General features: G+C 45.1%; 20 protein-coding genes and 1 other annotated feature. Of the genes, 4 read left to right on the top strand and 16 right to left on the bottom strand.

The features are described 5' to 3' along the window. The first annotated feature begins 71 nt into the window (after positions 1 to 71). Complete coding sequence (gene metE, locus MTR11_RS21140; protein WP_243328335.1) at positions 72 to 2,354, top strand: 5-methyltetrahydropteroyltriglutamate--homocysteine S-methyltransferase; 2,283 nt, start codon at positions 72 to 74, stop codon at positions 2,352 to 2,354. A gap of 132 nt (positions 2,355 to 2,486) precedes the next feature. Here the strand turns inward: metE and gspS2 are convergent, their stop codons facing one another. The 8 genes from gspS2 to MTR11_RS21180 all read right to left on the bottom strand — a co-directional run bounded on the left by gspS2 (position 2,487) and on the right by MTR11_RS21180 (position 10,170). Beyond that, positions 2,487 to 2,879 carry a GspS/AspS pilotin family protein gene (gspS2, locus tag MTR11_RS21145; RefSeq protein ID WP_243328336.1) on the bottom strand — a complete coding sequence of 131 codons (393 nt, stop codon included), beginning with the start codon at positions 2,877 to 2,879 and terminating at the stop codon, positions 2,487 to 2,489. Between the two features lie 3 nt (positions 2,880 to 2,882). Then, complete coding sequence (locus MTR11_RS21150; RefSeq protein ID WP_005392847.1) at positions 2,883 to 3,179, bottom strand: YciI family protein; 297 nt, start codon at positions 3,177 to 3,179, stop codon at positions 2,883 to 2,885. Positions 3,180 to 3,294: 115 nt separating this feature from the next. Continuing rightward, the gene (yciA, locus tag MTR11_RS21155) at positions 3,295 to 3,690 is read right to left on the bottom strand and encodes an acyl-CoA thioester hydrolase YciA (protein ID WP_005392848.1); all 396 of its coding nucleotides are present in this window, start codon (positions 3,688 to 3,690) and stop codon (positions 3,295 to 3,297) included. A gap of 226 nt (positions 3,691 to 3,916) precedes the next feature. Next, a complete protein-coding gene (locus MTR11_RS21160) occupies positions 3,917 to 4,480 on the bottom strand; it encodes a septation protein A (protein ID WP_182036452.1) in 564 nt (187 codons plus the stop codon). Between the two features lie 203 nt (positions 4,481 to 4,683). Further along, positions 4,684 to 4,926: a hypothetical protein gene (locus MTR11_RS21165; RefSeq protein WP_005392851.1), complete on the bottom strand. Its 243-nt coding sequence runs from the start codon at positions 4,924 to 4,926 to the stop codon at positions 4,684 to 4,686. A gap of 111 nt (positions 4,927 to 5,037) precedes the next feature. Next, the gene (locus tag MTR11_RS21170; protein WP_243328337.1) at positions 5,038 to 7,578 is read right to left on the bottom strand and encodes a hybrid sensor histidine kinase/response regulator; all 2,541 of its coding nucleotides are present in this window, start codon (positions 7,576 to 7,578) and stop codon (positions 5,038 to 5,040) included. After that, positions 7,571 to 8,755, bottom strand: a complete 1,185-nt coding sequence (locus MTR11_RS21175; protein ID WP_243328338.1) for an acyl-homoserine-lactone synthase — start codon at positions 8,753 to 8,755, stop codon at positions 7,571 to 7,573. Before MTR11_RS21175 ends, MTR11_RS21170 begins: the two co-directional genes overlap by 8 nt. 155 nt (positions 8,756 to 8,910) lie before the next feature. Next, positions 8,911 to 10,170 carry a dicarboxylate/amino acid:cation symporter gene (locus tag MTR11_RS21180; RefSeq protein WP_243328339.1) on the bottom strand — a complete coding sequence of 420 codons (1,260 nt, stop codon included), beginning with the start codon at positions 10,168 to 10,170 and terminating at the stop codon, positions 8,911 to 8,913. A gap of 545 nt (positions 10,171 to 10,715) precedes the next feature. Between MTR11_RS21180 and MTR11_RS21185 the strand changes: the two genes are divergently transcribed. Further along, positions 10,716 to 12,257 (top strand): long-chain-fatty-acid--CoA ligase, encoded by a 1,542-nt coding sequence (locus tag MTR11_RS21185; protein WP_243328340.1) that lies wholly within the window; start codon positions 10,716 to 10,718, stop codon positions 12,255 to 12,257. 122 nt (positions 12,258 to 12,379) lie between these two features. Here MTR11_RS21185 and MTR11_RS21190 read toward each other — a convergent pair whose 3' ends face one another. The 8 genes from MTR11_RS21190 to MTR11_RS21225 form a co-directional block, all read right to left on the bottom strand. Then, on the bottom strand, positions 12,380 to 13,075 hold the full coding sequence (locus MTR11_RS21190; RefSeq protein WP_006743300.1) for a Crp/Fnr family transcriptional regulator: 696 nt from the start codon (positions 13,073 to 13,075) through the stop codon (positions 12,380 to 12,382). Between the two features lie 201 nt (positions 13,076 to 13,276). Further along, positions 13,277 to 14,083 (bottom strand): tryptophan synthase subunit alpha, encoded by an 807-nt coding sequence (gene trpA, locus MTR11_RS21195; protein ID WP_134647450.1) that lies wholly within the window; start codon positions 14,081 to 14,083, stop codon positions 13,277 to 13,279. Further along, positions 14,083 to 15,273 (bottom strand): tryptophan synthase subunit beta, encoded by a 1,191-nt coding sequence (gene trpB, locus MTR11_RS21200; RefSeq protein ID WP_005394827.1) that lies wholly within the window; start codon positions 15,271 to 15,273, stop codon positions 14,083 to 14,085. Before trpB ends, trpA begins: the two co-directional genes overlap by 1 nt. A 64-nt stretch (positions 15,274 to 15,337) precedes the next feature. Further along, entirely contained in the window at positions 15,338 to 16,777 is a 1,440-nt protein-coding gene (gene trpCF, locus MTR11_RS21205; protein ID WP_243328341.1) for a bifunctional indole-3-glycerol-phosphate synthase TrpC/phosphoribosylanthranilate isomerase TrpF, read from the bottom strand. Positions 16,778 to 16,790: 13 nt separating this feature from the next. Continuing rightward, entirely contained in the window at positions 16,791 to 17,801 is a 1,011-nt protein-coding gene (gene trpD / locus MTR11_RS21210) for an anthranilate phosphoribosyltransferase (RefSeq protein ID WP_046874474.1), read from the bottom strand. A gap of 37 nt (positions 17,802 to 17,838) precedes the next feature. Beyond that, the gene (locus MTR11_RS21215) at positions 17,839 to 18,447 is read right to left on the bottom strand and encodes an aminodeoxychorismate/anthranilate synthase component II (RefSeq protein WP_243328342.1); all 609 of its coding nucleotides are present in this window, start codon (positions 18,445 to 18,447) and stop codon (positions 17,839 to 17,841) included. Positions 18,448 to 18,452: 5 nt separating this feature from the next. Continuing rightward, complete coding sequence (locus MTR11_RS21220; protein WP_243328343.1) at positions 18,453 to 20,030, bottom strand: anthranilate synthase component 1; 1,578 nt, start codon at positions 20,028 to 20,030, stop codon at positions 18,453 to 18,455. 126 nt (positions 20,031 to 20,156) lie between these two features. After that, positions 20,157 to 20,260 (bottom strand) — a sequence feature (Trp leader region). Then, positions 20,207 to 20,332, bottom strand: a complete 126-nt coding sequence (locus MTR11_RS21225) for a trp operon leader peptide (protein WP_005394819.1) — start codon at positions 20,330 to 20,332, stop codon at positions 20,207 to 20,209. Its footprint overlaps the feature before it by 54 nt. A gap of 95 nt (positions 20,333 to 20,427) precedes the next feature. Here MTR11_RS21225 and rnm point away from each other — a divergent pair, with 95 nt between their 5' ends. Together rnm and MTR11_RS21235 are read left to right on the top strand one after the other, a co-directional pair. After that, entirely contained in the window at positions 20,428 to 21,285 is an 858-nt protein-coding gene (rnm, locus tag MTR11_RS21230) for an RNase RNM (RefSeq protein WP_109169699.1), read from the top strand. Positions 21,286 to 21,470: 185 nt separating this feature from the next. Continuing rightward, a complete protein-coding gene (locus tag MTR11_RS21235; protein ID WP_005376791.1) occupies positions 21,471 to 22,091 on the top strand; it encodes an L-threonylcarbamoyladenylate synthase in 621 nt (206 codons plus the stop codon). The last annotated feature ends 19 nt before the right edge of the window (positions 22,092 to 22,110 follow it).

Genomic DNA, 22,110 nt, shown 5'->3' on the forward strand with positions numbered 1-22,110 from the left:
CCAGACATCTTTTATGACGAAAGATACTCTGACCCAAACAAATTGAACAAGATTGAAAAAGGAATAGGGACATGGCTACAACAACGCACGTACTAGGTTATCCACGCATCGGTGAAAAACGAGAATTAAAATTCGCTCAGGAAAAATACTGGCGCGGAGAAATTGATCAAGCAGAGCTTAAAAAGGTTGGGGCAGATCTGCGCGCTAAAAACTGGCAAACACAAACAGATGCTGGCTTGAGTTTTACCATCGCTGGCGATTTCGCTTGGTACGATCATGTACTGACGACCACGTTGTTACTGGGTCACGTGCCAAAACGTCACGCAGACGGTTTCCCTGATTTGGATACGCTATTCAAAGTGGGTCGCGGTCAATCTCAAGCGGGTTGCGGCTGTGCGGGCGCTGCAGCATCGGATATGACTAAATGGTTCAACACAAACTACCACTACATCGTACCTGAATTTAGCAAGGACGATACATTTGAAGTGAGCTGGCCTCAACTGTTTGAAGAAGTCAACGAAGCAACCCAAGCTGGGCATAAAGTGAAGCCAGTTTTGCTTGGCCCAGTCAGTTATCTTTACTTAGGTAAAGAGGTAGAAGAAGGGTTCGATCGCCTGACGCTACTGCCTCGATTGCTTACGGCTTACCAAGCTATTTTGGCAAAGCTCGCGAGTCAAGGTGTTGAGTGGGTTCAGATTGATGAGCCAATTTTGTCACTAGAGCTTGAAAGTCAGTGGGCTGATGCGTTCAAGCTAGCGTACCAAGTGATTCGAAGCGATGTAAAAGTGCTGCTAACGACGTACTTTGACTCTATAAGCGATACGCTAGACAAAATTGTAAAGCTACCAGTGGATGGTTTACATATCGATTTATCTGCCGCGCCTCAGCAGCTTGACGACGTGGTTGCCAAACTACCGGAGGGTTGGGTGCTGTCTGCTGGCGTGGTCAACGGTCGTAACGTGTGGCGCTCGGATTTGAGTGCGCAACTTGAACGCCTACAGCCAGTAAAAGAAAAACTGGGCGACAACCTTTGGGTGGCGAGCTCATGCTCTTTGCTACATAGCCCGGTTGATCTGGAACTGGAAACAGAACTCAGTGAGGAAGTGAAAAGCTGGTTTGCGTTCGCAAAACAAAAAGTAACAGAAGTCGCCTTGCTTGGCCGCGCACTCGATGGTGATCAAGATGCGATTCTCGCTTGTGATACCTACAGCCAGCCAATCAAAGCACGTAAAACGGCAACGCATGTGAATAAGCCACAAGTTCAAGCACGTTTAAACAGTATTACTGCGTCACTTGCCGAGCGCAGCGCACCTTACGCGGAGCGTGCTGCGCATCAAGCTGAAGTATTGGGCTTGCCTCTGTTGCCAACCACGACAATCGGTTCTTTCCCTCAAACGGGTGAAATTCGTGTTCAGCGCAGTGCTTATCGCACTGGCCAGTTATCTGAGTCCGACTATATCCAAGCACTAAAAGGACATATTGCGGATGCCGTAAAACGTCAAGAAGCCCTTGACCTAGATGTGCTTGTTCACGGTGAAGCTGAGCGGAACGACATGGTGGAATACTTCGCGGAGAACTTGGCGGGCTTCCAAACGACGAAATTTGGTTGGGTACAGAGTTATGGCTCTCGCTGTGTGAAACCAGCCATTGTGGTTGCTGACATTGAGCGTGAAAAGCCGATTACGGTGGAGTGGTCGACGTACGCACAATCGCTAACCAGCAAGCAGATGAAAGGTATGCTGACGGGCCCGGTAACGATTTTATGTTGGACATTCCCGCGTGAAGACATCACACGTCAAGAAATCGCCCAGCAACTGGCACTGGCACTGCGTGATGAGGTTTCTGATCTGCAAGATGCTGGCATCAATATCATTCAAATCGATGAGCCTGCGATTCGTGAAGGTCTGCCGTTGAAAAAGCGCGATCACAAAGCGTATTTAGAATGGGCGGTGGATGCATTTAAGATCTCGGCAGCGAGTGCAAAACCAGAGACTCAGATTCACACTCACATGTGTTACAGCGAGTTCAATGAAATCATCGATTCAGTCGCGGCGCTCGATGCGGATGTGATTACCATTGAAACGTCACGCTCAAATATGGAACTGCTTAAAGCGTTTGAAGAGTTCAATTACCCGAACGAAATCGGTCCAGGTGTTTATGACATTCACTCTCCAAACATTCCGACGGAAGAGTGGATTGAAGGCTTAATCAAGAAAGCGGCAGAAAAGATTCCGGTACAACGTTTGTGGGTGAACCCAGACTGTGGTCTGAAAACACGTAACTGGGCAGAGACAGAAGCGGCATTGGCGAACCTCGTGTCAGCGGCGAAGAAACTTCGTGCTGAGCTTGAGTAAGGCACCTTTTTAGCAAATAAAAACGGAGACCGTTGTCTCCGTTTTTCTATTCTTAGCCGTTCATTTTCGTCGTTATACTATCCCGCAATAGCGGATGAATTGCTCGTATCGAAAACAACGCACTCACTGTGACTATTTCATTTGAGTACAAGTTTGCTCGGAAACCAACTCATCTGCCATCAACTGGCCGCGAGAGTTACGCACTTTAATACGGTACATTAAGCCCATATCAATTTGCTTACGAATTTCCGGGTTACTGCAATAGGTGTAGATACTGGTATTCAGTACTTGATTTAACGGCTTTGCACCGAGTGCGTCATCGTTATAAATCATCATCATTTCAACAACATTTTTGTTGGATGAGACACGCATTATCTGCAGTGGACCGTATTCCAAAGGGAGACCTGCGGACAAGACTCCCGCTCGGTTTGATGCCAATAGCTCAAGCTGGCGTTGATTATCATCGGTAGATGAACAGCCCGCTAACGCACCAAATGCCAAGAAAAGACACAGTAATTTTTTCATAAATTAAAACACTTTTTTGAACGGTTTCACGATTACATTATCGTAAACACCAGCCGCTACGTAAGGATCGGCTTCTGCCCACGCTTTAGCGTCTTCTAGAGAGGCGAACTCAGCGATGACAGTCGAGCCCGTAAATCCAGCTTCTCCTGGGTTGTCAGAGTCTATCGCAGGCATAGGGCCAGCAGTAAGAAGGCGACCTTCGTCTTGAAGCTTTTGTAAGCGCTCCAAGTGTTGCGGGCGAACGCTCATGCGTTTTTCCAGCGAGTTCTCGACGTCCTGAGAAAAGATGACATACCACATAGCATAGTTCCTTAATTGGTAGGGTAAAGTGTTAATTTAACGCCTTTTTTGTGTCTCTCACAAGTGAACAACAGAAAATGTGAGATCCTTTCTAACAGTTAGCGCTGTAGGTTGACTAATTCTGAACCGGGCGTGGTTTGCCTTCACTGTCAATGGCTACGTAGTTGAAAGTCGCATCACAAACCATGAAGCGCTCGCCGACACCGTGTGCTTTTACCGGCTTGACCCATACTTCCAGATCGACACTCATTGAGGTGCGACCAATCTTAGTGCATTCGCCATAGCAGCAAACGACATCGCCAACACCTACAGGCTTCTTGAAGGTAATGCTTGACACTGAAACGGTAACAACGCGACCAGAAGAGATCTCTTTGGCCAGAATCGCACCTGCTAGGTCGAGCTGAGACATAATCCAACCACCAAAAATATCGCCATTGGCATTAGTATCGGCAGGCATTGCAAGGGTACGAAGCAGCAGTTGACCTCTCGGAGAGCTAATTTCTTGACTCATTGTGACATCCTAAATCTTAAAGGCGCTCAAACTAAGCGCCAACATAGTAAATACCTAGAACCAAAGGTCCTTAAAAAACCGCAGACACCGGACCAGAGAAAGTTGGTTTACAGCAGCAAGAATGGTCTGAATCCGGTATGCCGTTTGATCGGTTTAGTGATACATGGAGCAAAACAGCGACCCGAAGGTCGCTGCGAAGTGCGCGGATTATAGCAAAACTGAGTTTTTAATCATCAGTCGACACATCGGATGAGTTATTTTTTTGTTCTTTTGGCATGTGTTTGTAAATGTAGAAGCCAGTCGCAATCATGTAGGCAAATGTCGCAATCAACATTCCGAATACTTTGAAGTTGACCCAAACATCCAGTGGTAGCTCGTAAGCGATATAAATGTTCAGACCAGCAAAGAATGAGAAGAAGCCGACCCAAGCCCAGTTGATCTTCGCCCAAATAGCATCAGGTAGCGAAATTTCTTTGCCCAACATGCCTTTGATGGCTGATTTTCCCATTGCGTGACTCGCTGCTAAACCGATAGCTAGAATCACATAAATGATGGTGACTTTCCATTTTATGAAATTGTCGTCGTGGAAGAAAAGGGTCATGCTGCCGAATATCGTCACGATAACGAACGTAATTAGCTGCATTTTCTCGACTTTTTTATACAGAGCATAGGTGACGACAAGCTGAATTGCCGTTGCAACGATCAGCGCTCCTGTTGCTGCGTAGATGTCGTATATCTTGTACAAAGCGAAGAAGACGATGAGTGGGATAAAATCTAGGATTTGCTTCATGGTGGCAAAATCTACCTAATTAGTGAATTGAAGACAGTCTAACGGAATCTGACAAGATGTGAATACCGTCAAGGTTAGAGGTAAGAGAAGTAATCCCCTGACTGAATGATACAACAAGCAACATTTCGCAAAGATGAAGTAGTAAATCGAAGGCATAAAAATTGCCGCGATAGAGCGGCAATTGAGTTGATAGAATTTAAGATTTAAGCAACACGTTGATATTGAGAAATAAGCGTTTTGACATCTTCTAAATAGCCTTCACGTAACAGATTATCAACGGTTGCTTCAAGCTCTTCGAGAGACATCGTAAAGCAAGTGGATTTGCCGGTCATTAGGCTCAGATACTGATGGTATTCTTCTTCTGTATAGTGGCCTAAGCGATCGAGTAGTAGTGCTTTGATTCCATGATGAATCAAGCCGTAGTATGTGTGTCGATGAAGTAACATGGCGATCTCCTTATCAAGCTCATCCGCTAACCATTTGCAGCTTGCTTGACCCTCTGGATAATTCGATTTACTTCAGTAATGCACATCTAGTGCCAGTTTTATCTTCGCAAATTAGAAAGTGTTGGAAGTAGCAAAACTCTCATGTTGCAACCAGCGCTTGATGACGGTTTGGAGCGCATTTAACGTGGTTGGCTTTTCAAGTCTGTCATCCATGAGTTTCGCAATGAGCTCCAGCTCTTTGGCTCCAGACTCTCCAGATAGTGCGATGATCGGAACGGAAGACGCAATTTGCTTAATTCGTTGGCTTGCGTCAAATCCATTCATCACTGGCATCTGTACATCCATAAGCACCAAATCAATCTTGTGCGACTGAAATAGCTCCACCGCAGAAGCGCCATTATTTGCTTGTAAGCTGTTGACTCCCAGCCTTTTTAAGTACATTTGAACCAAAGTACGCTGCACCTCTTTGTCATCAACAATGAGCACTGTTGGTGCATCGTTACTTACTTGTACGTGTTGGGCTGTGCGAGGTTCAGAATGTGGTGCATTTACTTTCCAGCCATTGAAGTCCGGTGTTCTCAACGTCTCTGGTTTGGGTGCGTTTGGGACGACCGGGAAATACAAGTAGAACTCAGTAAATTCGCCCAATTCAGACTGGCACTCAATTCGTCCGCCAAAAGAGCGCATAACGCGTTGACAGTAGCCCAAGCCAAGGCCGCTGCCGCCACTTTTTTGATACGAGAAGAAGTCGTCAAATATCTTGTGTAAGATACTGCTATCTATGCCAGGGCCACTATCTCGGAAGACCAGAATGTTTTCGTAGGCCCCCGTTTGGCTACGAATCTCAATTTGACTATCGGGATAAGAATCAAAATAGTAGATAGCATTGCGAATCAAATTGAAAATGACAAAGTTAAACAGAGTTTCGTTTAATTTCGCGACAAAATCGTGCTCTTGGGGCAGATTGATCCTTTCAATTATTTGATCGTTTTCAAAGCCATAACGGCTGACCGCTTGATCGACAGCTTTATGTATAGACGTAATAGTTAAGGGTTCGTGCTCAGGTGAGCTGTCGCTGACTTCTCGCAAAATAATGTCGATGAGTTGGCGACCACGCTGAATCGCTGCTTCTCCTTTATCAATCTCACTCTTTAACGTCTCAAGTGAAGCGTTTGATTCGATATGCTGTTTTAAAGCTTCAAATCGTAATTGAACTTGAGCGAGAGGGTTACGCATTTCATGCGCAATAGAGTTAGCGAGCGCACGGCTTTGGCGTACTTTTCTATCGGCCTCGATGGTGCTCTGGATGCGAACTAATAAGGTTTGCAATGCTGAAATTTCTTCATTAGAAAACAGCTTATTATCCATTTTGTGTGAAGAAATCAGTAAGTGCGTAACGGACTTTCCACGACCAAAAAGAGGCATTACGAGCGCCGTATTGCTGGATCGCATACGTTCGTAGAGCTTGCGCATTGAGCCTTTAGACGAGGAGGCATAATCAATTTCTTCAGACAGTTCATCAAGCACGAGAACAGACTTGCTTGACGGCAGATAATCTTCATAAAACGTTTCGGTGTAACTGCTGGTGACGAGCTGCAATTTATTATTTGGTATATTCAGTAACGCTGCTAACTGGCGCATAGCATCATCTATTGAGCGTTTAAACTCTTCTTCTAATCCAAGAATTTGTTGAACGGGTGTATGTCGTTTCCCATAAATAAAATAGGACGCGAAACGACTGACGCGTTTGTAAAGCAAGTGCCAAGTGATACCGATGAGTGCGCATAAAGGCACCGCTACAAGCCATTGGTTATCTTCCGAGATAGGAATAAATATTGCGCCCAGCGGGAGGACGAAAATGGCACAGACAAACAGTGCGCTAACGGTTAAGTATGTGAGGTATTTAGCGCTATAAAAGCGAGAGGTAAGCAGGGCATAGCCTACAAACAACATTTCACTAATTGAAAGTGCTGGTGGTAACCAGGTTAAGGAAAAGTCACCAAGGAAGTAAGTCATTCCAAGGTGTATCACTGCAGTTGATAACATGAAGACCAAAATGCCGGCGATCATATAGTTACTTTTTGCCAGCGTGAGTTTGCTGCTGTTCGCTCGCATGGTAATCAAGTTCAGCAGTGTTAATACCACAAATGTCAGCAAACTAATAAAGAAATATGAGGTATGGGGACCAAACTCGATCACGAACTGGCTTGGACCGCTAATGGTGACATTTTCGACAGTAAGGTTTGGTACTAAGTTGATGTAAAGTGAGTACGTTGCTAGTGCCACAAAGACGATTTTTTGCCAGGCTTTGACCGCAGTTTTTTTGATATCAGCCGCTAGCTGGCAAGAAAAATAGAACGCGAATGCAAAGGCAAAGAATGACGCCAAGTTCGCCAACTTAGCCATAAAAATACCGCCAGCGGAGCCCAACTCCGGCAATAAGTCGGTATGGAAGTATGCGTTGCTGCTGATCCAAACGATGATGCAACTAGAATAAGCAATGTACGGCGCATGATGCGAGCCTAAAATCGTTTCACTCTTCTGTTTTAGGCGATAGCAGTAATATAACAACCAAGCGAACACCACCAGTACAGTGGCGTATAGCGTCATTGCTTTTGGATAAAAAAGGCCGTGAAGATGAATATCAAGCATGTTCATTCACCTTTTCATCAATTCTTTTTGTTCGTACGCGGTGTTTGTAGTCGCGAAACTGTATGTCTTGAAATGCTTCAACCATCATACCTAAATTCCAGAAACCGCGGTATGTCTTGGTACCGTCACCGTTAATGTCGCGGTATCCTGAGTGAAAGTAGGCCTCTAAATCAATAGATTGATAGAAATTTAACATAAATATTTGTTCAATAATGGTAAAGCTGAGCTTATAGCCTGCTTTATATAGCTCACTCATCAATGTTTTTTGTGCCAAATACAAAAAGTACAGTTTTTGTTGGATGTTGCCACCCACTGTCAGACGCAGCACTTCGCAAACCGCTTCAGTGTTTTTCAAGTGAGATTGGAACTGCGCATCAAATTCAATAAGAGTCCGTTGGCGAGTTAGATCGTTACCTCCAAAAAGGCCTAATTGATTAAGAGTAATGTAGCCATAATCAGGAAGGCAAAACTGCCATTGCTCACTACTAAATGGTGATGAATAGCTGAGCCAGGTATTTCTTTGGTGCCAGTTTTGCACCAAAGCGGAGGAGACCATGATTGGTGTAGATGACTGCTTGAACAATAGCACAAAGTGTTGACCTTTCTGCGAGAGTGATAATAGAGGCAATATCTCAAACCATTGTTCAGTTTGGACGAAGAGCTCAAGATTGCTCAGTGTGATTGCTGCGGAAATCGGCATTAATGCAGCGTGATTTGGCAGTGTTACCTTTAGGTCGCATTCGGCAATATCTTCGATCAATATGCTTGAATAGTCGCGGTCGTCAAACGAGAGCTGAGTTGGTCTTGTCGCTTCATTTAAAGGGTGCTTTTGCTTGATCGCAGCAATCTCACATTCACACCAGAAAACCATCCAATGCGGGTAACAATCTGCGGCAACTTGTTCAAGTAAGAGCGCCTCTTCGGAGAAAGGCGTTGGATACTGCTGTACTAAATTTCGATAATCCATTAATTCAAACAGTACGGACAGACTCTTAGATGCGTATTTAGGAAAGAGGGACTTGAGAAGCTTTATTCTATACAAAGCAACTTGTTGAAAAAGAGAAGACCTTTCTTGCGGTGTAAGAGTAAGAAGAACCGTGTCAACCAGCGCCTGTTGTTTTGACTCGATCGGCAAATCTGTACTGGCGAGGGGCTCCAAAGACAGCTTAAGACTCATGATATAACCTAGTTCTGACGTTTTTTATATTTTGTAATGGTTTATATCATTTTGATAAATTTATGCTATTGGTTTCTATTTGTATAGTTACGTAATGCAAGAAAAGACAAAAAAACCGCTCATAGTGAGCGGTTTTTAGTTCATTCGAAAAAGGGCTAAGCTTCTTGCTTTTTAAGCTCAGCTTCTGCCGCTTCCTCTTCTATTAGCGCATCAACGATAACTGCACATGCTGCATCACCAGTGATGTTTAGTGCTGTACGAATCATATCGAAAATACGGTCAAGAGCGAATAGCAGTGGTAGACCTTCAATTGGAATGCCAGCGGCAAGAAGTACGGCAACCACTAGGAAAGAAGGACCAGGAACACCCGCTTGACCAACCGCACCCAATGTAGACGTTACGATAATTGCAATGTAAGCGCCCATACCTAGGTCGATATTGAACAGTTGAGCAAAGAAGATAGCAACCAAGCCATAGTAAATCGCATTACCTGACATGTTGATCGTTGCGCCTAGAGGCAGAACAAATGACGCGGTTGAATTTTTTACGCCCAGTTCTTTTTCACAGGTGTCCATTGTGACAGGCAGTGTTGCCATAGAAGAGGCCGTTGAAAGCGCAACAGCTTGTGGCTTTTTCATTGAAGACAGGAACTTCTTCGCTGATGTCTTGGTGAAAATATGCACCATTGCTGGGTAAACAACGAAACCGAAGATTAGGATTGCGGCAACGTAAACAACGAACAGTTTGAATACCACCATTAGTGCGCCAAAACCGAATGTACCGACTGCTTCTGCCATTAGACCGAACACGCCGATAGGGGCAATGATCATCACTTTGTTGATCATCCAAACCATTGCGTCAACGATGCAGTTAACACCATTAATGATTGGCTCACGACGCTCTTTTGCTTGCTTAGAAATTGCAATACCAAAGAACATACAGAAAACGAGGATCTGTAGGATGTTTGCTTCATTTAGTGATTGGAAAACGTTGGTTGGGATCATACCAGTGATGGTTGCCCAGAAAGTAGGTAGTTCACCTTTTGAAGCGTATTCTGCTGAGAACATGCCTTCAACGCCAGAGACGTCGATCCCCATGCCTGGTTGGAATACTTCGCCCATAAATAGTGCAAGCGCAACGGCTAGGGCGGATGTTAAACCGAAATAACCTAGAGTGACGATGCCAACTTTGCCTGCTGACTGGCTGTTCCCAAGACCAGCTGCGCCAGAAATCAAGGCTACAGCGACCAAAGGAATAACCAACATTTTGATTAAGTTGATAAAGATAGCACCTAAAGGAGCGAACAATGTCGCATCATGACCCATCATGGCACCAACGGCTGTGCCCACGATCATGGCGATTACGACTTGTACGCCAATGTTGTTTAGCAAACTCTTTTCTTTTAACACTTCCATAACCTCTGTGCTAATAAAATGTAAAATCCTAAAATTACCCACTAACCATAAATGGTTTTATGGATAATTATCTCGCCTTGCTTTTTACACTTATCGTTTACAATTGGCAATATGCAGCAAGGTATTATTGATGGATTAATCGATATTTTATTGACGAACGATAAAGTTTTGTTCAATAGCAAACGTTTGCTATTGATTTTTGTTATGCCTATTAGCTGTGTAATTGTTTTTGTTTATTTCTTTTTCTTGTTTATTTTTTGTTAACTGAGATGGATTTTGTGTTTGCGAGCGTAGTCTGCGTCTTGCGTGACTTGGATTGATATTTATAACAATTAATTTCTTTCAAGCTCACACTTTTACCAATTAGCTTTGTGAAATGTTAATTGTTTTACATTCTTAGTTTTGATTGCATTGTAAACATAATGTTAATCAGAAATGGGCGAGACAAATATTAAGTACCAACATTTTAGTGTAGGGGAGTGCTCTCTCTGTTAATGCTCCCGAGCCGATAAAACGAAAATCAACAAGTAAGAGGTGAAGCGATTATGATGAATCTTGCTGCTGCATTACAAAGAAATGCTGCGAGTAAACCAGGTAAGACGGCGTTGATATGTGGTGATGTCGAGATAACTTATGCGCAGTTTGATGCGATTACCGGAAAGATCGCGGTATCTTTAATCAACAAAGGGGTCGTTCCGGGCGATCGTATTGCGCTCTCATGCCCAAACATTCCTTTTTTCGCGTTTGTTTATTATGCGATACAAAAAGCTGGCGCGGTTGCTGTCCCATTAAATGTGCTTTTGAAAGCGCGAGAAATTAAGTATCACTTAGAAGATTCAAAAGCGAAGTTTTACTTCTGTTTTGAAGGGACAGCAGAACTGCCAATGGCAAAAGAGGGGGTTAAAGCGTTTGAGCAGGCTGATATATGTGAAAATATGGTCGTGATGACTCAATCTCAAAGTGAAAACGAATGGAATGGTGTGCCAACTCTCAATGCTTTTATAGCGAATGCAGAACCATTGTCAGATTATGTACCGCGTAATGCAGATGATACTTGTGTTATTTTGTATACATCAGGGACGACGGGCTTACCAAAAGGAGCCGAACTGACGCAGCAGAACATCATAATGAATGCTCTGGTGGCACAAAACATTATGGGCAGCCAGGCCGATGATATTCACTTAGTAACTTTGCCTTTATTTCATACCTTTGGTCAAACCGTCCACTTAAATGCTAGTGTTTTGGGCGGGGCAACCTTGGTGTTAGTGCCTAGGTTTGAGCCTAAACATGTTCTTGAGCTGATGGAAAAACACAAAGTGACGTTGTTTGCTGGAGTGCCAACGATGTATATCGGTTTGCTTCATGTTCAGCACCAATTTGATACATCCTCACTACGTGTTGCTATCAGCGGTGGAGCCCCGTTGCCAACCGAAATCTTTAGATCCTTTGAGGAACAATTTAATGTCCCAATTCTTGAAGGATACGGGTTATCAGAAACAAGTCCTATTGCATGTTTTAATCATTTAGATCAGGAACGTATACCAGGATCGGTAGGTCAACCGATTCAAGGCGTTGAAGTAAAAGTTGTCGACATTGAAGGCAATGCGCTACCGATCGGTGAAGAAGGTGAGATTGTTGTGCGTGGGCATAATGTTATGAAGGGATACCTTGACCGCCCGGAAGTTACTGAATCCGCGCTACAAAATGGCTGGTTCCATACTGGTGATGTTGGCCGTTTTGACAGTTCAGGTAATCTATTTATCGTCGATAGAATGAAAGATCTGATCATTCGAGGTGGATTTAACGTTTACCCTAGAGAAATTGAAGAAGTGTTTATGACTCATCCTGCAATCTCAATGGTAGCGGTGATAGGGATTCCAAATGAAGAGTATGGCGAAGAGATAAAGGCTTACGTTGTGCTTAAACCGGGAGAGTACATTGACGCGGAAACATTACAAAAGTGGGGCAAAGAGCAGTTAGCCTCTTTTAAATATCCTCGTTATGTTGAAATTCGTGAGCATCTCCCGATGAGTGCGACAGGAAAGATTTTAAAGCGTGAATTGAAATCTGAATTGAATGTGGCTTAGTCAATTCAATGAACTTTGGGTTACAGCGCCACTTGTCTGGAGCGAGTGGTGTTGTGCACGTTACTCAAGAATAGAAGATGGCAATCTCTCGCTAGCGTGTACACATGAACTATCTGTTTACTCTATTGTTCGAGTTGTTTTATGTGCGCTTCTAAGCGTTTTGGATTGGTAATGGTCACTGAACCATATTTCAGTTCTAGCATCCCAATACTCTCCAAATTTTTTAGTACTTTATGAACACTTTGACGAGTTAGCCCCATCATGTTGGCGATATGCTCTCTAGTCACTCTCACGACACACGGCTGAGTATTGATAGCTTGGTTGTGTTGGTATTCAGCAAGCAACAGCAATCTTCTTGCAATCCGCTCTTCGATTCCTCTAATCGCATCATCTTCGATAACAGAAATGGCAGACCATAAGCGGCGGCTAAGTAAGTCGAGAATCGTAGGGTAACTTTGAGGATATTTGGCGAGTAATTGGCGAAATTTATCACCAGGTAGTTCCAGTAAGGTCACGCCCGAATGCGCGGTTGCGCCAAAAATACGGGGCATGCCGGGAGAAAAAACATTGTCTCCAAACCAGCCTCCTGCCTCGAAAATCATTAATGTGACTTCTTTGCCTTTTGAACTCATCGAATTAATTCGTACGGCACCCTGTGCAATGACCATAAGAGAAGATTGAGGTTCCCCTTTATTGCAAATCAGTGCTTTTTCGTCGAAACAGCGAACTTTAGCTATTTGTGCTGCTTCACTAAGTCCTTTCTCGGGCAGCCCTGATAATACAGGACATTTGGCTAATAATGCTTTGACTTCTTCCATGTGCAACCTTACTGCATCCTGCTCTAGCTATTATTTGTGCTGGTTAAGTGGCAAAGTTTATCACTCTTTGATTGCTATGCTTTAGATTGGTTTGGAAAGTGCGGGCGTTGAATAAAAAATGATATGGTATAAACGCCATACAAGAAAACGCCCGCTAAACAGAATGTTAAGCGGGCGCTATAGCGTTCCATCAAATGGAAATTATTTCTGAGTGGCGGCTTTCATCGCTGACACAAAATCACCAAGTTTATCGAGCATAATTTGTGGCTGCTCGACATTCGCTTCAATGATTTTCACCACAGCTGAGCCGGAGATGGCTCCTGCTGCGCCAGACTCTATTGCTTGTTTCACCTGTGCTGGTTCAGAAATACCGAAGCCAAGCAGCGCTGGTGGTGCATCGAACTGGTTTAATCTATCTAACATGTGACCAACTGGCATGTTTGCTTTGGTTTCTGCACCAGTGACGCCAGCACGAGAGAGTAGATAAGTATATCCACCGCCAAGCTCTGATACTTGTTTAAGCGTTTCATCACTGGCTGTAGGTGGCGCGATAAAGATTGGGTGAATACCAAACTTCTCTGCTGCTGCAACAAACTCTGCACTTTCATTGGTTGGTACGTCTGCAATCAGAACAGAATCGATGCCTGCTTTTGCACAGCGCTCGTAGAAGTTTTCGACACCGCGTGAGTAAACTAGGTTCGCGTACATCAGAAGGCCAATAGGCAGATCTGGGTATTTAGCACGAATCTTACCAATTTGTTCAAAGCAGATATCTGGTGTAGCGCCTGAATCTAGCGCACGAATGTTAGCGCCTTGGATGGTTGGGCCATCTGCAAGCGGATCTGAAAATGGAATACCAAGTTCAAGGGCGTCTGCGCCAGACTCAACTAGGGTTTCCATGATCTTGTAAGATTGTTCTGCGTTTGGATCGCAAACCGTTACGAACGGTACAAATGCGCCTTGGTTTTTTTCGTTTAGACGCGCAAACATCTTCTCATAACGGCTCATTAAATCACTCCTTTTTCTTCTAGGATGGCGTGTACGGTGAAGATGTCTTTGTCACCACGACCAGATAGGTTTACGACCAATAGTTGTTCTTTCTCAGGATTCTCACGAGCCATGCGCAATGCATGAGCTAGAGCGTGAGAAGACTCTAGAGCTGGGATGATCCCTTCGCTGCGAGCCAGTTCTTGGAATGCCTCGAGCGCTTCGTCGTCCGTTACGTTGTCGTATTCCGCACGGCCAATTGCATTTAGGTGTGCGTGCTGTGGTCCTACAGAAGGGAAATCAAGACCCGCAGATACAGAGTAAGACTCCTCAACTTGGCCGTTAGGATCTTGCATCAATGGCGCTTTCATACCAAAGAAGATGCCCGTTTTGCCATGTTTAAGTGGAGCACCGTGTTGGTCGGTATCGATACCTTTACCTGCTGGCTCAACCCCAATTAGGCGAACGCTTTCTTCTTCGATGAAGTCAGCAAACATACCGATAGCGTTTGAACCACCGCCCACACACGCGATAACGGCATCAGGAAGACGACCTTCACGTGCCAAAATCTGATTCTTAGTTTCTTCACCGATCATTCGTTGGAAATCACGCACGATGGTTGGGAATGGGTGAGGACCTGCCGCTGTACCTAGTAGGTAGTGCGCGTCTTCATAAGTTGCAGACCAGTCGCGTAGCGCTTCGTTACATGCGTCTTTAAGTGTTGCTGAACCTGAGTGAACCGGAATTACTTCTGCACCCATGAGTTTCATACGGAATACGTTAGGGCTTTGACGTTCAACGTCTTTTGCACCCATGTAAACGCGACACTTAAGACCAAGCAGTGCACATGCTAGTGCAGTTGCAACACCGTGTTGGCCAGCACCTGTTTCTGCGATGATTTCGTTTTTACCCATGCGTTTCGCAAGCAGAGCTTGACCTAACACTTGGTTGGTCTTGTGTGCGCCACCGTGAAGCAGGTCTTCACGTTTTAGGTACAGTTTGGTTTTCGTACCTTTAGTTAGGTTACGAGTTAGAGTTAAAGCCGTTGGGCGGCCCGCATACTCTTGAAGAAGCGTCATGAATTCGCTGCGGAATTCTGGATCTTCTTGCGCGTCGATAAACGCTTGCTCTAGTTGCTCCAATGCAGGAACTAGAATTTGCGGAACGTACTGACCGCCGTATTCGCCAAAGTAGGCATTCAGTTTTGCCATCGTTATATTCCTTCTCGTATTTTTCGCTACGAATAGCTTTAAATTTTTTAGCTGAAATACAGCTTTAGTAGTTGCGAATGGCGGTGAATGCCGCGAGCAACTTCTGTGAATCTTTTTTGCCTGGTGCACTTTCTACACCAGAGTTTAAATCTAATCCCAAGCAACCTAGTGTCGCTGCTTGTTGAGCATTTTCTGGCGACAGTCCGCCTGCTAGCATAATTTGACTTGGGTCACCGATCAGTGACCAGTCGAACACTTGACCAGTTCCGCCAGTTTGGGTGCCAACTTGAGCATCTAATAGATGGCGGTCAATGTGGTCTGCAAGTAGTTCTGGCTTCGCATCAGTCACGCCATAAGCTTTCCAAATTTCTACCGCTGTTGGCAGTTCGGCTTTGAGTTGGTTTACGTAAGCTTGGTCTTCTTGACCGTGCAGTTGCACCGCTTTTAAACCCAAAGAGGTCACGACAGAAGCAACAAAATCGATATCGTGATTTTGGAAAACGCCAACGTAATTCAGTGGAGCACCGCTCATGGTTAAGCGAGCACTTTCAAGGTCAACTGCACGCTTCGACTTCTCGACAAAAATCAGGCCACCAAATACTGCACCAGCTTGATATGCTTTTGCTGCGTCATCTGGATGCGTTAAGCCACACACTTTGTTTTCGCCTAACGTCACTTTACGTACAGCAAGTTCTAAGTTGTCTTCCGCCATCAGTGAACTACCAATCAAGAAGCCGTCTGCGTATTCCGCTAAATCACGAACTTGTTGATGCGTATAAATGCCAGATTCTGAGATTACTGTTGCGTTAGGAGCCAGTTCGCGAATTGTCGGTGCCAGTTCTTTCGTACGATTCAAATCAGTACTTAGGTCGCGAAGGTTACGGTTATTGATGCCGATAACGCGTGCGCCTAGCTTAACGGCTCGATGAAGCTCTTCTTCGTTGCTGACTTCGGTCAGAATGCCCATGTTCAGGCTGTGTGCTGCTTCTTCTAGGGCTTTGTACTCTTCATCATTGAGGACAGACAGCATTAGCAAGACAGCATCAGCACTGTAATGACGCGCTAGGTAAACTTGGTAGGTATCTACCATGAAGTCTTTGCACAGAACTGGCTGTTTGACTTGACCACGCACTTGAGGAAGAAAGTCAAAGTTACCTTGGAAGTATTTCTCGTCTGTTAATACTGAAATTGCATCAGCATGGTTGTTGTAAACCGATGCAATGTAATCCAAGTCGAAGTGATCACGAATCAAACCTTTGGAAGGAGACGCCTTCTTACATTCGGTGATGAATGCTGTCTTTTCGCCACTCAGTGCATCGTAGAAGCTGCGGTCCGATGGCAGCAGATCAGACTGAAATGTGCTTAGCGGTTGAGACACCTTACGGTCTGCTACCCACTGATATTTGTCGCGGACAATTTTTGCCAGTACTTCTGCCATTTCTGCTTCTTTCTTAGAAACGTGTTCAGACAGGTTGTCAGCTTGCTGAGTGTTGAAGTCAGTCATCTTCTTCAATTCCTTAAGCGTGTGCGGCAAGTTGTTGTACCAATTGGTACGCCTTGCCTGAATTCATTGCCTCAATCGCTTGTTGCGTGTTGGCTTTTAAATCTTCGTGGCCGAATAGACGCATTAGCAAGGCAACGTTCACCGCCACTGCGCCCAATTGTGCGTCTGTACCTTTACCCGTCAGGATATTGGTAATGATCGCCTTGTTTTCTTCAGGAACGCCACCTTTGATTGCTTCTAACGGGTGCGCTTCTAGACCGAAGTCTGCTGGTGTTAGCGTGTACTCAGTGATCTTGCCGTCTTTGATTTCTGCAACCGTTGTTTCGCCATGAATCGCGACTTCGTCCAAACCACTTCCGTGTACCACTGCGGCGCGCTTCATACCCATTTGTAGCATGGTTTCCGCGATAGGACGAACCAGTTCTTCACTGTAAACACCCATCAATTCGATGTTTGGACGAGCTGGGTTAATCAGTGGACCAAGAATGTTAAAGATGGTGCGTGTTTTCATAGTTTGACGCACAGGCATCGCATGGCGCACACCACCGTGGTATTGAGGTGCAAATAGGAAAGCAACACCGATATCGTCGACCGCTTTGCGCGTATCTTCTGCGCTCATGGCTAGGTTGATACCAAATGAATCAAGAAGGTCAGAAGAACCCGATTTGCTTGAAACGCTGCGGTTGCCGTGCTTTGCCACTTTTAGCCCACATGCAGCAGCAACAAACGCCGCAGTGGTTGAAATGTTGATGGTGTTGTGACCGTCGCCGCCCGTACCTACGATATCTGCGAAATCGTAATCTGGGCGAGGGAATGGGTTTGCATTTGCCAGCAGTGCTTTGGCCGCGCCTGCAATTTCATCTGGCGTTTCGCCTTTGATTTTTAGTGCAGTCAGTGCTGATGCCATCAAAATTGGGTCTAGTTCACCACGGATGATGATGTCAAACAGCTGTTGGCTCTCTTCCTGAGTAAGCGATTCTTGCTCGTACAGTTTGGTAATAATAGGGTTGATGATTGCTTCCATATTTCCTCTCCTAAATTTCTTATGTGCCAAGTGCTTTTTAAGCAGTGAGTGGGTTCACTGAAGTTGATTCTTCAAGCGCCCATTCAATGGCATTGGCCAACAGTGTTGCTCCGTAGGTCGTCATAATAGATTCCGGGTGGAACTGGAACCCGCAAACTTTATCTTCTTCATGTACAACAGACATCACCAAGTCATCCACTTCTGCCGTGATGGTTAGACTCTCAGGAACCTTGGTCGCAACCAGCGAGTGGTAACGTGCAATCGCAAGTGGTGATGGTAGGTTTTGGTAAATCGCATGGTTTTGGTGCTCCATCATAGACACCTTACCGTGAATGATTTCGCCTGCACCAGCAACAGTGCCGCCGTACGCTTCAACAATCGCTTGGTGACCAAGACAAATGCCGATCATCGGCACTTTGCCTTTCATGCGTTGGATAAGCTCTGGCATTGAGCCTGCTTCTGAAGGAGCACCAGGGCCTGGCGATAGCAGAACCACTGGGTTTTCAAGCTCGTTTACCGCTTGTTCGATGGTTTCTGCTGGGATGTTGTTTCGGTAAATCTTGACTGAGTGACCTAGCGAGCGGAACTGATCCACAAGGTTGTAGGTGAACGAGTCAAAGTTATCGATGAATACGATGTTCGCCATGTCTGCTACTCCTTGTTCGTAGGTTGAGAATGCGCTGCTTGAATAGCAGAGATTACCGCTTGTGCTTTACCGCGCGTTTCGTCTGCTTCCGCTTGTGGATCAGAGTCGAACACAACGCCTGCGCCTGCTTGAACTTGAGCAATGCCGTTCTCAACGTAAGCTGAGCGAATTACGATACATGTGTCGAGTGTACCGTCGCCGGTAAGGTAACCCACAGCACCGCCGTAGCTACCGCGTCGTGCGCCTTCGACATCACGAATCAACTGCATTGCACGAATCTTTGGTGCACCAGTGAGCGTGCCCATGTTCATACAAGCTTGGTATGCGTGCAGCGCGTCTAGGTCTTCACGCAGTTGACCAACCACACGAGATACTAGGTGCATTACGTGACTGTAGCGGTCGACTTTTAGTAGGTCTGCTACGTGGCGAGTGCCAGCTTGAGCAATACGAGCGACGTCGTTACGTGCTAAGTCAACCAACATCATGTGTTCTGCGTTTTCTTTCATGTCGGTACGCAGTTCAAGTTCGATGCGGCTATCTAGGTCGAAATCAATCTCGCCGTTAGGGTGCTTGCCACGGCGACGTGTGCCTGCAATTGGGTAGATTTCAATTTGGTTGGTGTCGGTTTCATACTTAAGCGCGCTTTCTGGTGATGCGCCAAACAAAGTGAACAGCTCATCTTGCATGTAGAACATGTAAGGGCTTGGGTTACTTTGTTTCAGTTCTTTGTAAGCAGCGAGTGGAGAAGGGCAAGGTAGAGTGAATCGGCGAGATGGTACGACTTGGAACACATCGCCTTTCACTACGAACTCTTTTAAGTCGCGAACGATTTGACAGAAGTCTGAATCAGATACGCTAGGTTCTACCGTTACGTCGGCGATTTGCTCTGCATTTGGAAGTAACTTTGGCGCCGCACATTGAGCGCTGATTTCTGCGATGCGAGTCTCTAGCGCTAGTTTTTCTGAATCATCCACAAACAATGTAGCTTGAAGCTGGCAAGATTCCGTTTGATGGTCGACAACAAGCAATGTTTCCGCTACGTAGAAAACGTAATCTGGACATTGATTGGTTGCTTTTGCATTTCCAAGCGGCTCGAAGTTTGCGACTAAGTCGTAGGCAAACAGACCGCCAAGGAAAATCGCGTGTTTGTCTTGCAGTGAAACATCGAAGCTGTGTTGCACTAAACGTAGCGCGTCAAAAGAAGAAGCTTCACGTAGTCGAGAGTCTTCATCTAACGTGTCGCATGGCTGATCAAATTCTAAAGTTAGCGTTTCGCCATCGAACTTACTCTCAACGTCACCACGGATGTTCTGGTTTAGGTGAGAAAGTAGTTTTTTACCGTTGTTGGTTAACGCCTGCATGTTTACAGTGTGGCCGTAACAAACGATGCGCACCGCTGAATCGACGATTAAAAGTGATTTTAGATTCTGTTTCGAATCAATTTCAGCGGATTCGAGCAGTAAGCTATCTCTTTTGTTCTCACAAATGGTATGGAACAAACGTGTTGGGTCTTGAGTGTAAGGAACCGAAGTCTTTAATACTTCTAGGCATCCAAGTTTCTTGATTTCTATGGCCTTATTCACAAGACCTCCTTGTAGCTGGCTAAATCTTCCTGCCGTACATAGTCGCATAAAGCAAACGTTCTCCCAATCTAGAGTTAGCCATATTCGATTAATGTTTAGGCAGTTGAATGTGAAATGAGCAACAAAACAAAAAAGCCCGCTTAAGTAGCGGGCTTTACAACGTTTGGTTCTATAAACTAGAAGTATACGTTTGCCCACCAAGAACTAGTCCAAGTGCGCCACCAAGCAAGATCTGATGAGTTTGTCTTATTAAGACAAACCGCAACTTTCGCTTTTTGGTTTTGGTTAAATTCTTGTAACATGGTGAACCTTAAATTACGTACTTTGTATTTGTGTACTAGTTAACTAGTGCGAGAGTAAAAAGTCAACCCCAAAACAGCATTAAAACGATAAAAATATGAGAATTGATTTACATAGCCACACCACTGCATCGGACGGTCGGTTAGAGCCTAAAGATTTAGTGGAAAGGGCGCTGAGTTTTGATATCGAGGTTTTGGCGATCACTGATCACGATACGGTTGACGGCTTGGCGTTAGCCAAGCAACACGTTCAAGACAATAATTTGCCGATCAAAATCATCAACGGCATTGAGATATCGACTGTCTGGCAAAACAAAGACATTCATATTGTCGGTTTGAATATCGATCCGGAAAATGAACAATTATCCGTCCTCATCGAGCAGCAGAAGCAGCACCGCATAACAAGGTCAGAGTTGATTGCAGAGCGACTACAAAAAGCAACTCGGGAAGGTGTGCTCGAAGAAGTAAGGCAGATCGCCGGTGATGCGCCTGTTACGAGAGCGCACTTCGCGAAATGGTTGGTGGATAATGGTTACGCAAAAACCATGCAAATGGTGTTTAAAAAATACCTAACGCGTAATAACCCAGGTTATGTACCACCGAATTGGTGTTCGATGAAAGATGCGGTTGATGCTATCCATGCTGCTGGTGGTTTGGCGGTATTAGCGCATCCTGGAAGATATAAGTTGACAGCGAAGTGGATTAAGCGTCTTCTAGCAGCGTTTGTAGAAGCAAACGGCGATGCGATGGAAGTTGCACAGCCACAGCAAGCGCAACAAGAAAGGCGCAACTTGGCTGATTATGCTATACAATACAAACTATTAGCGTCTCAAGGCAGTGATTTTCACTACCCATCCCCTTGGATGGAGCTAGGAAGGAACCTTTGGTTGCCCGCAGGCGTCGAACCAGTTTGGAAAGATTGGGGTATTGATCCTTCGTTGGATATATCAAAGTAACCTCAAAGCGTGGGTTTCAGCATCAAATAACTGGAAAGTGTATATTGGGTATTAATGTGGCTTTCCTTGTCGTTGGAACTGAACAACACTTTGAATCTTGAAGTCACTTGATAAAGCACAACAAGGCGGCATTCAAGCTCCACATAAGAATATAGAGCCGAGAGGCTCGATAATGAGGAATTACAATGAGCCAGTTTTTTTACGTTCACCCAGAAAACCCACAGGCTCGCTTGATTAATCAAGCAGTAGCAATCATTCGTAACGGCGGAGTTGTGGTGTACCCTACCGATTCAGGGTACGCACTTGGCTGTCAGTTGGAGAACAAACAGGCACTGGAACGAATCTGTCAGATCCGTCGTCTGGATGATAAGCATAACTTTACATTACTGTGTCGTGATTTGTCGGAACTTTCTCTATATGCGCGAGTGGATAACTCTGCATTCCGACTACTGAAAAACAACACACCAGGTCCTTACACCTTCATCTTCAAAGGCACGAAAGAAGTGCCGCGTCGTTTGATGAACGCGAAACGTAAGACCATCGGTATCCGTGTTCCAGACAATCAAATTGCCTTGGACTTGTTGGAAGCATTAGGTGAACCGATGATGTCTACGTCGTTGATTCTACCTGGCAGTGACGTAACAGAGTCTGATCCGGAAGATATTCGCGATAAACTAGAACATGCGGTTGATGTGATTCTTAATGGCGGTTACTTAGGTGAACAGCCTACGACCGTCATTGATTTTAGCGAAGGTGAACCTGTTGTGGTGCGTTTGGGATCAGGTGACCCGGCACCATTCGAATAATTCGACGAATAGTCGTACA

Source organism: Vibrio sp. CCB-PB317, from assembly GCF_022808245.1.
In the GTDB taxonomy this organism is placed as follows: Bacteria; Pseudomonadota; Gammaproteobacteria; order Enterobacterales; family Vibrionaceae; genus Vibrio; species Vibrio diabolicus.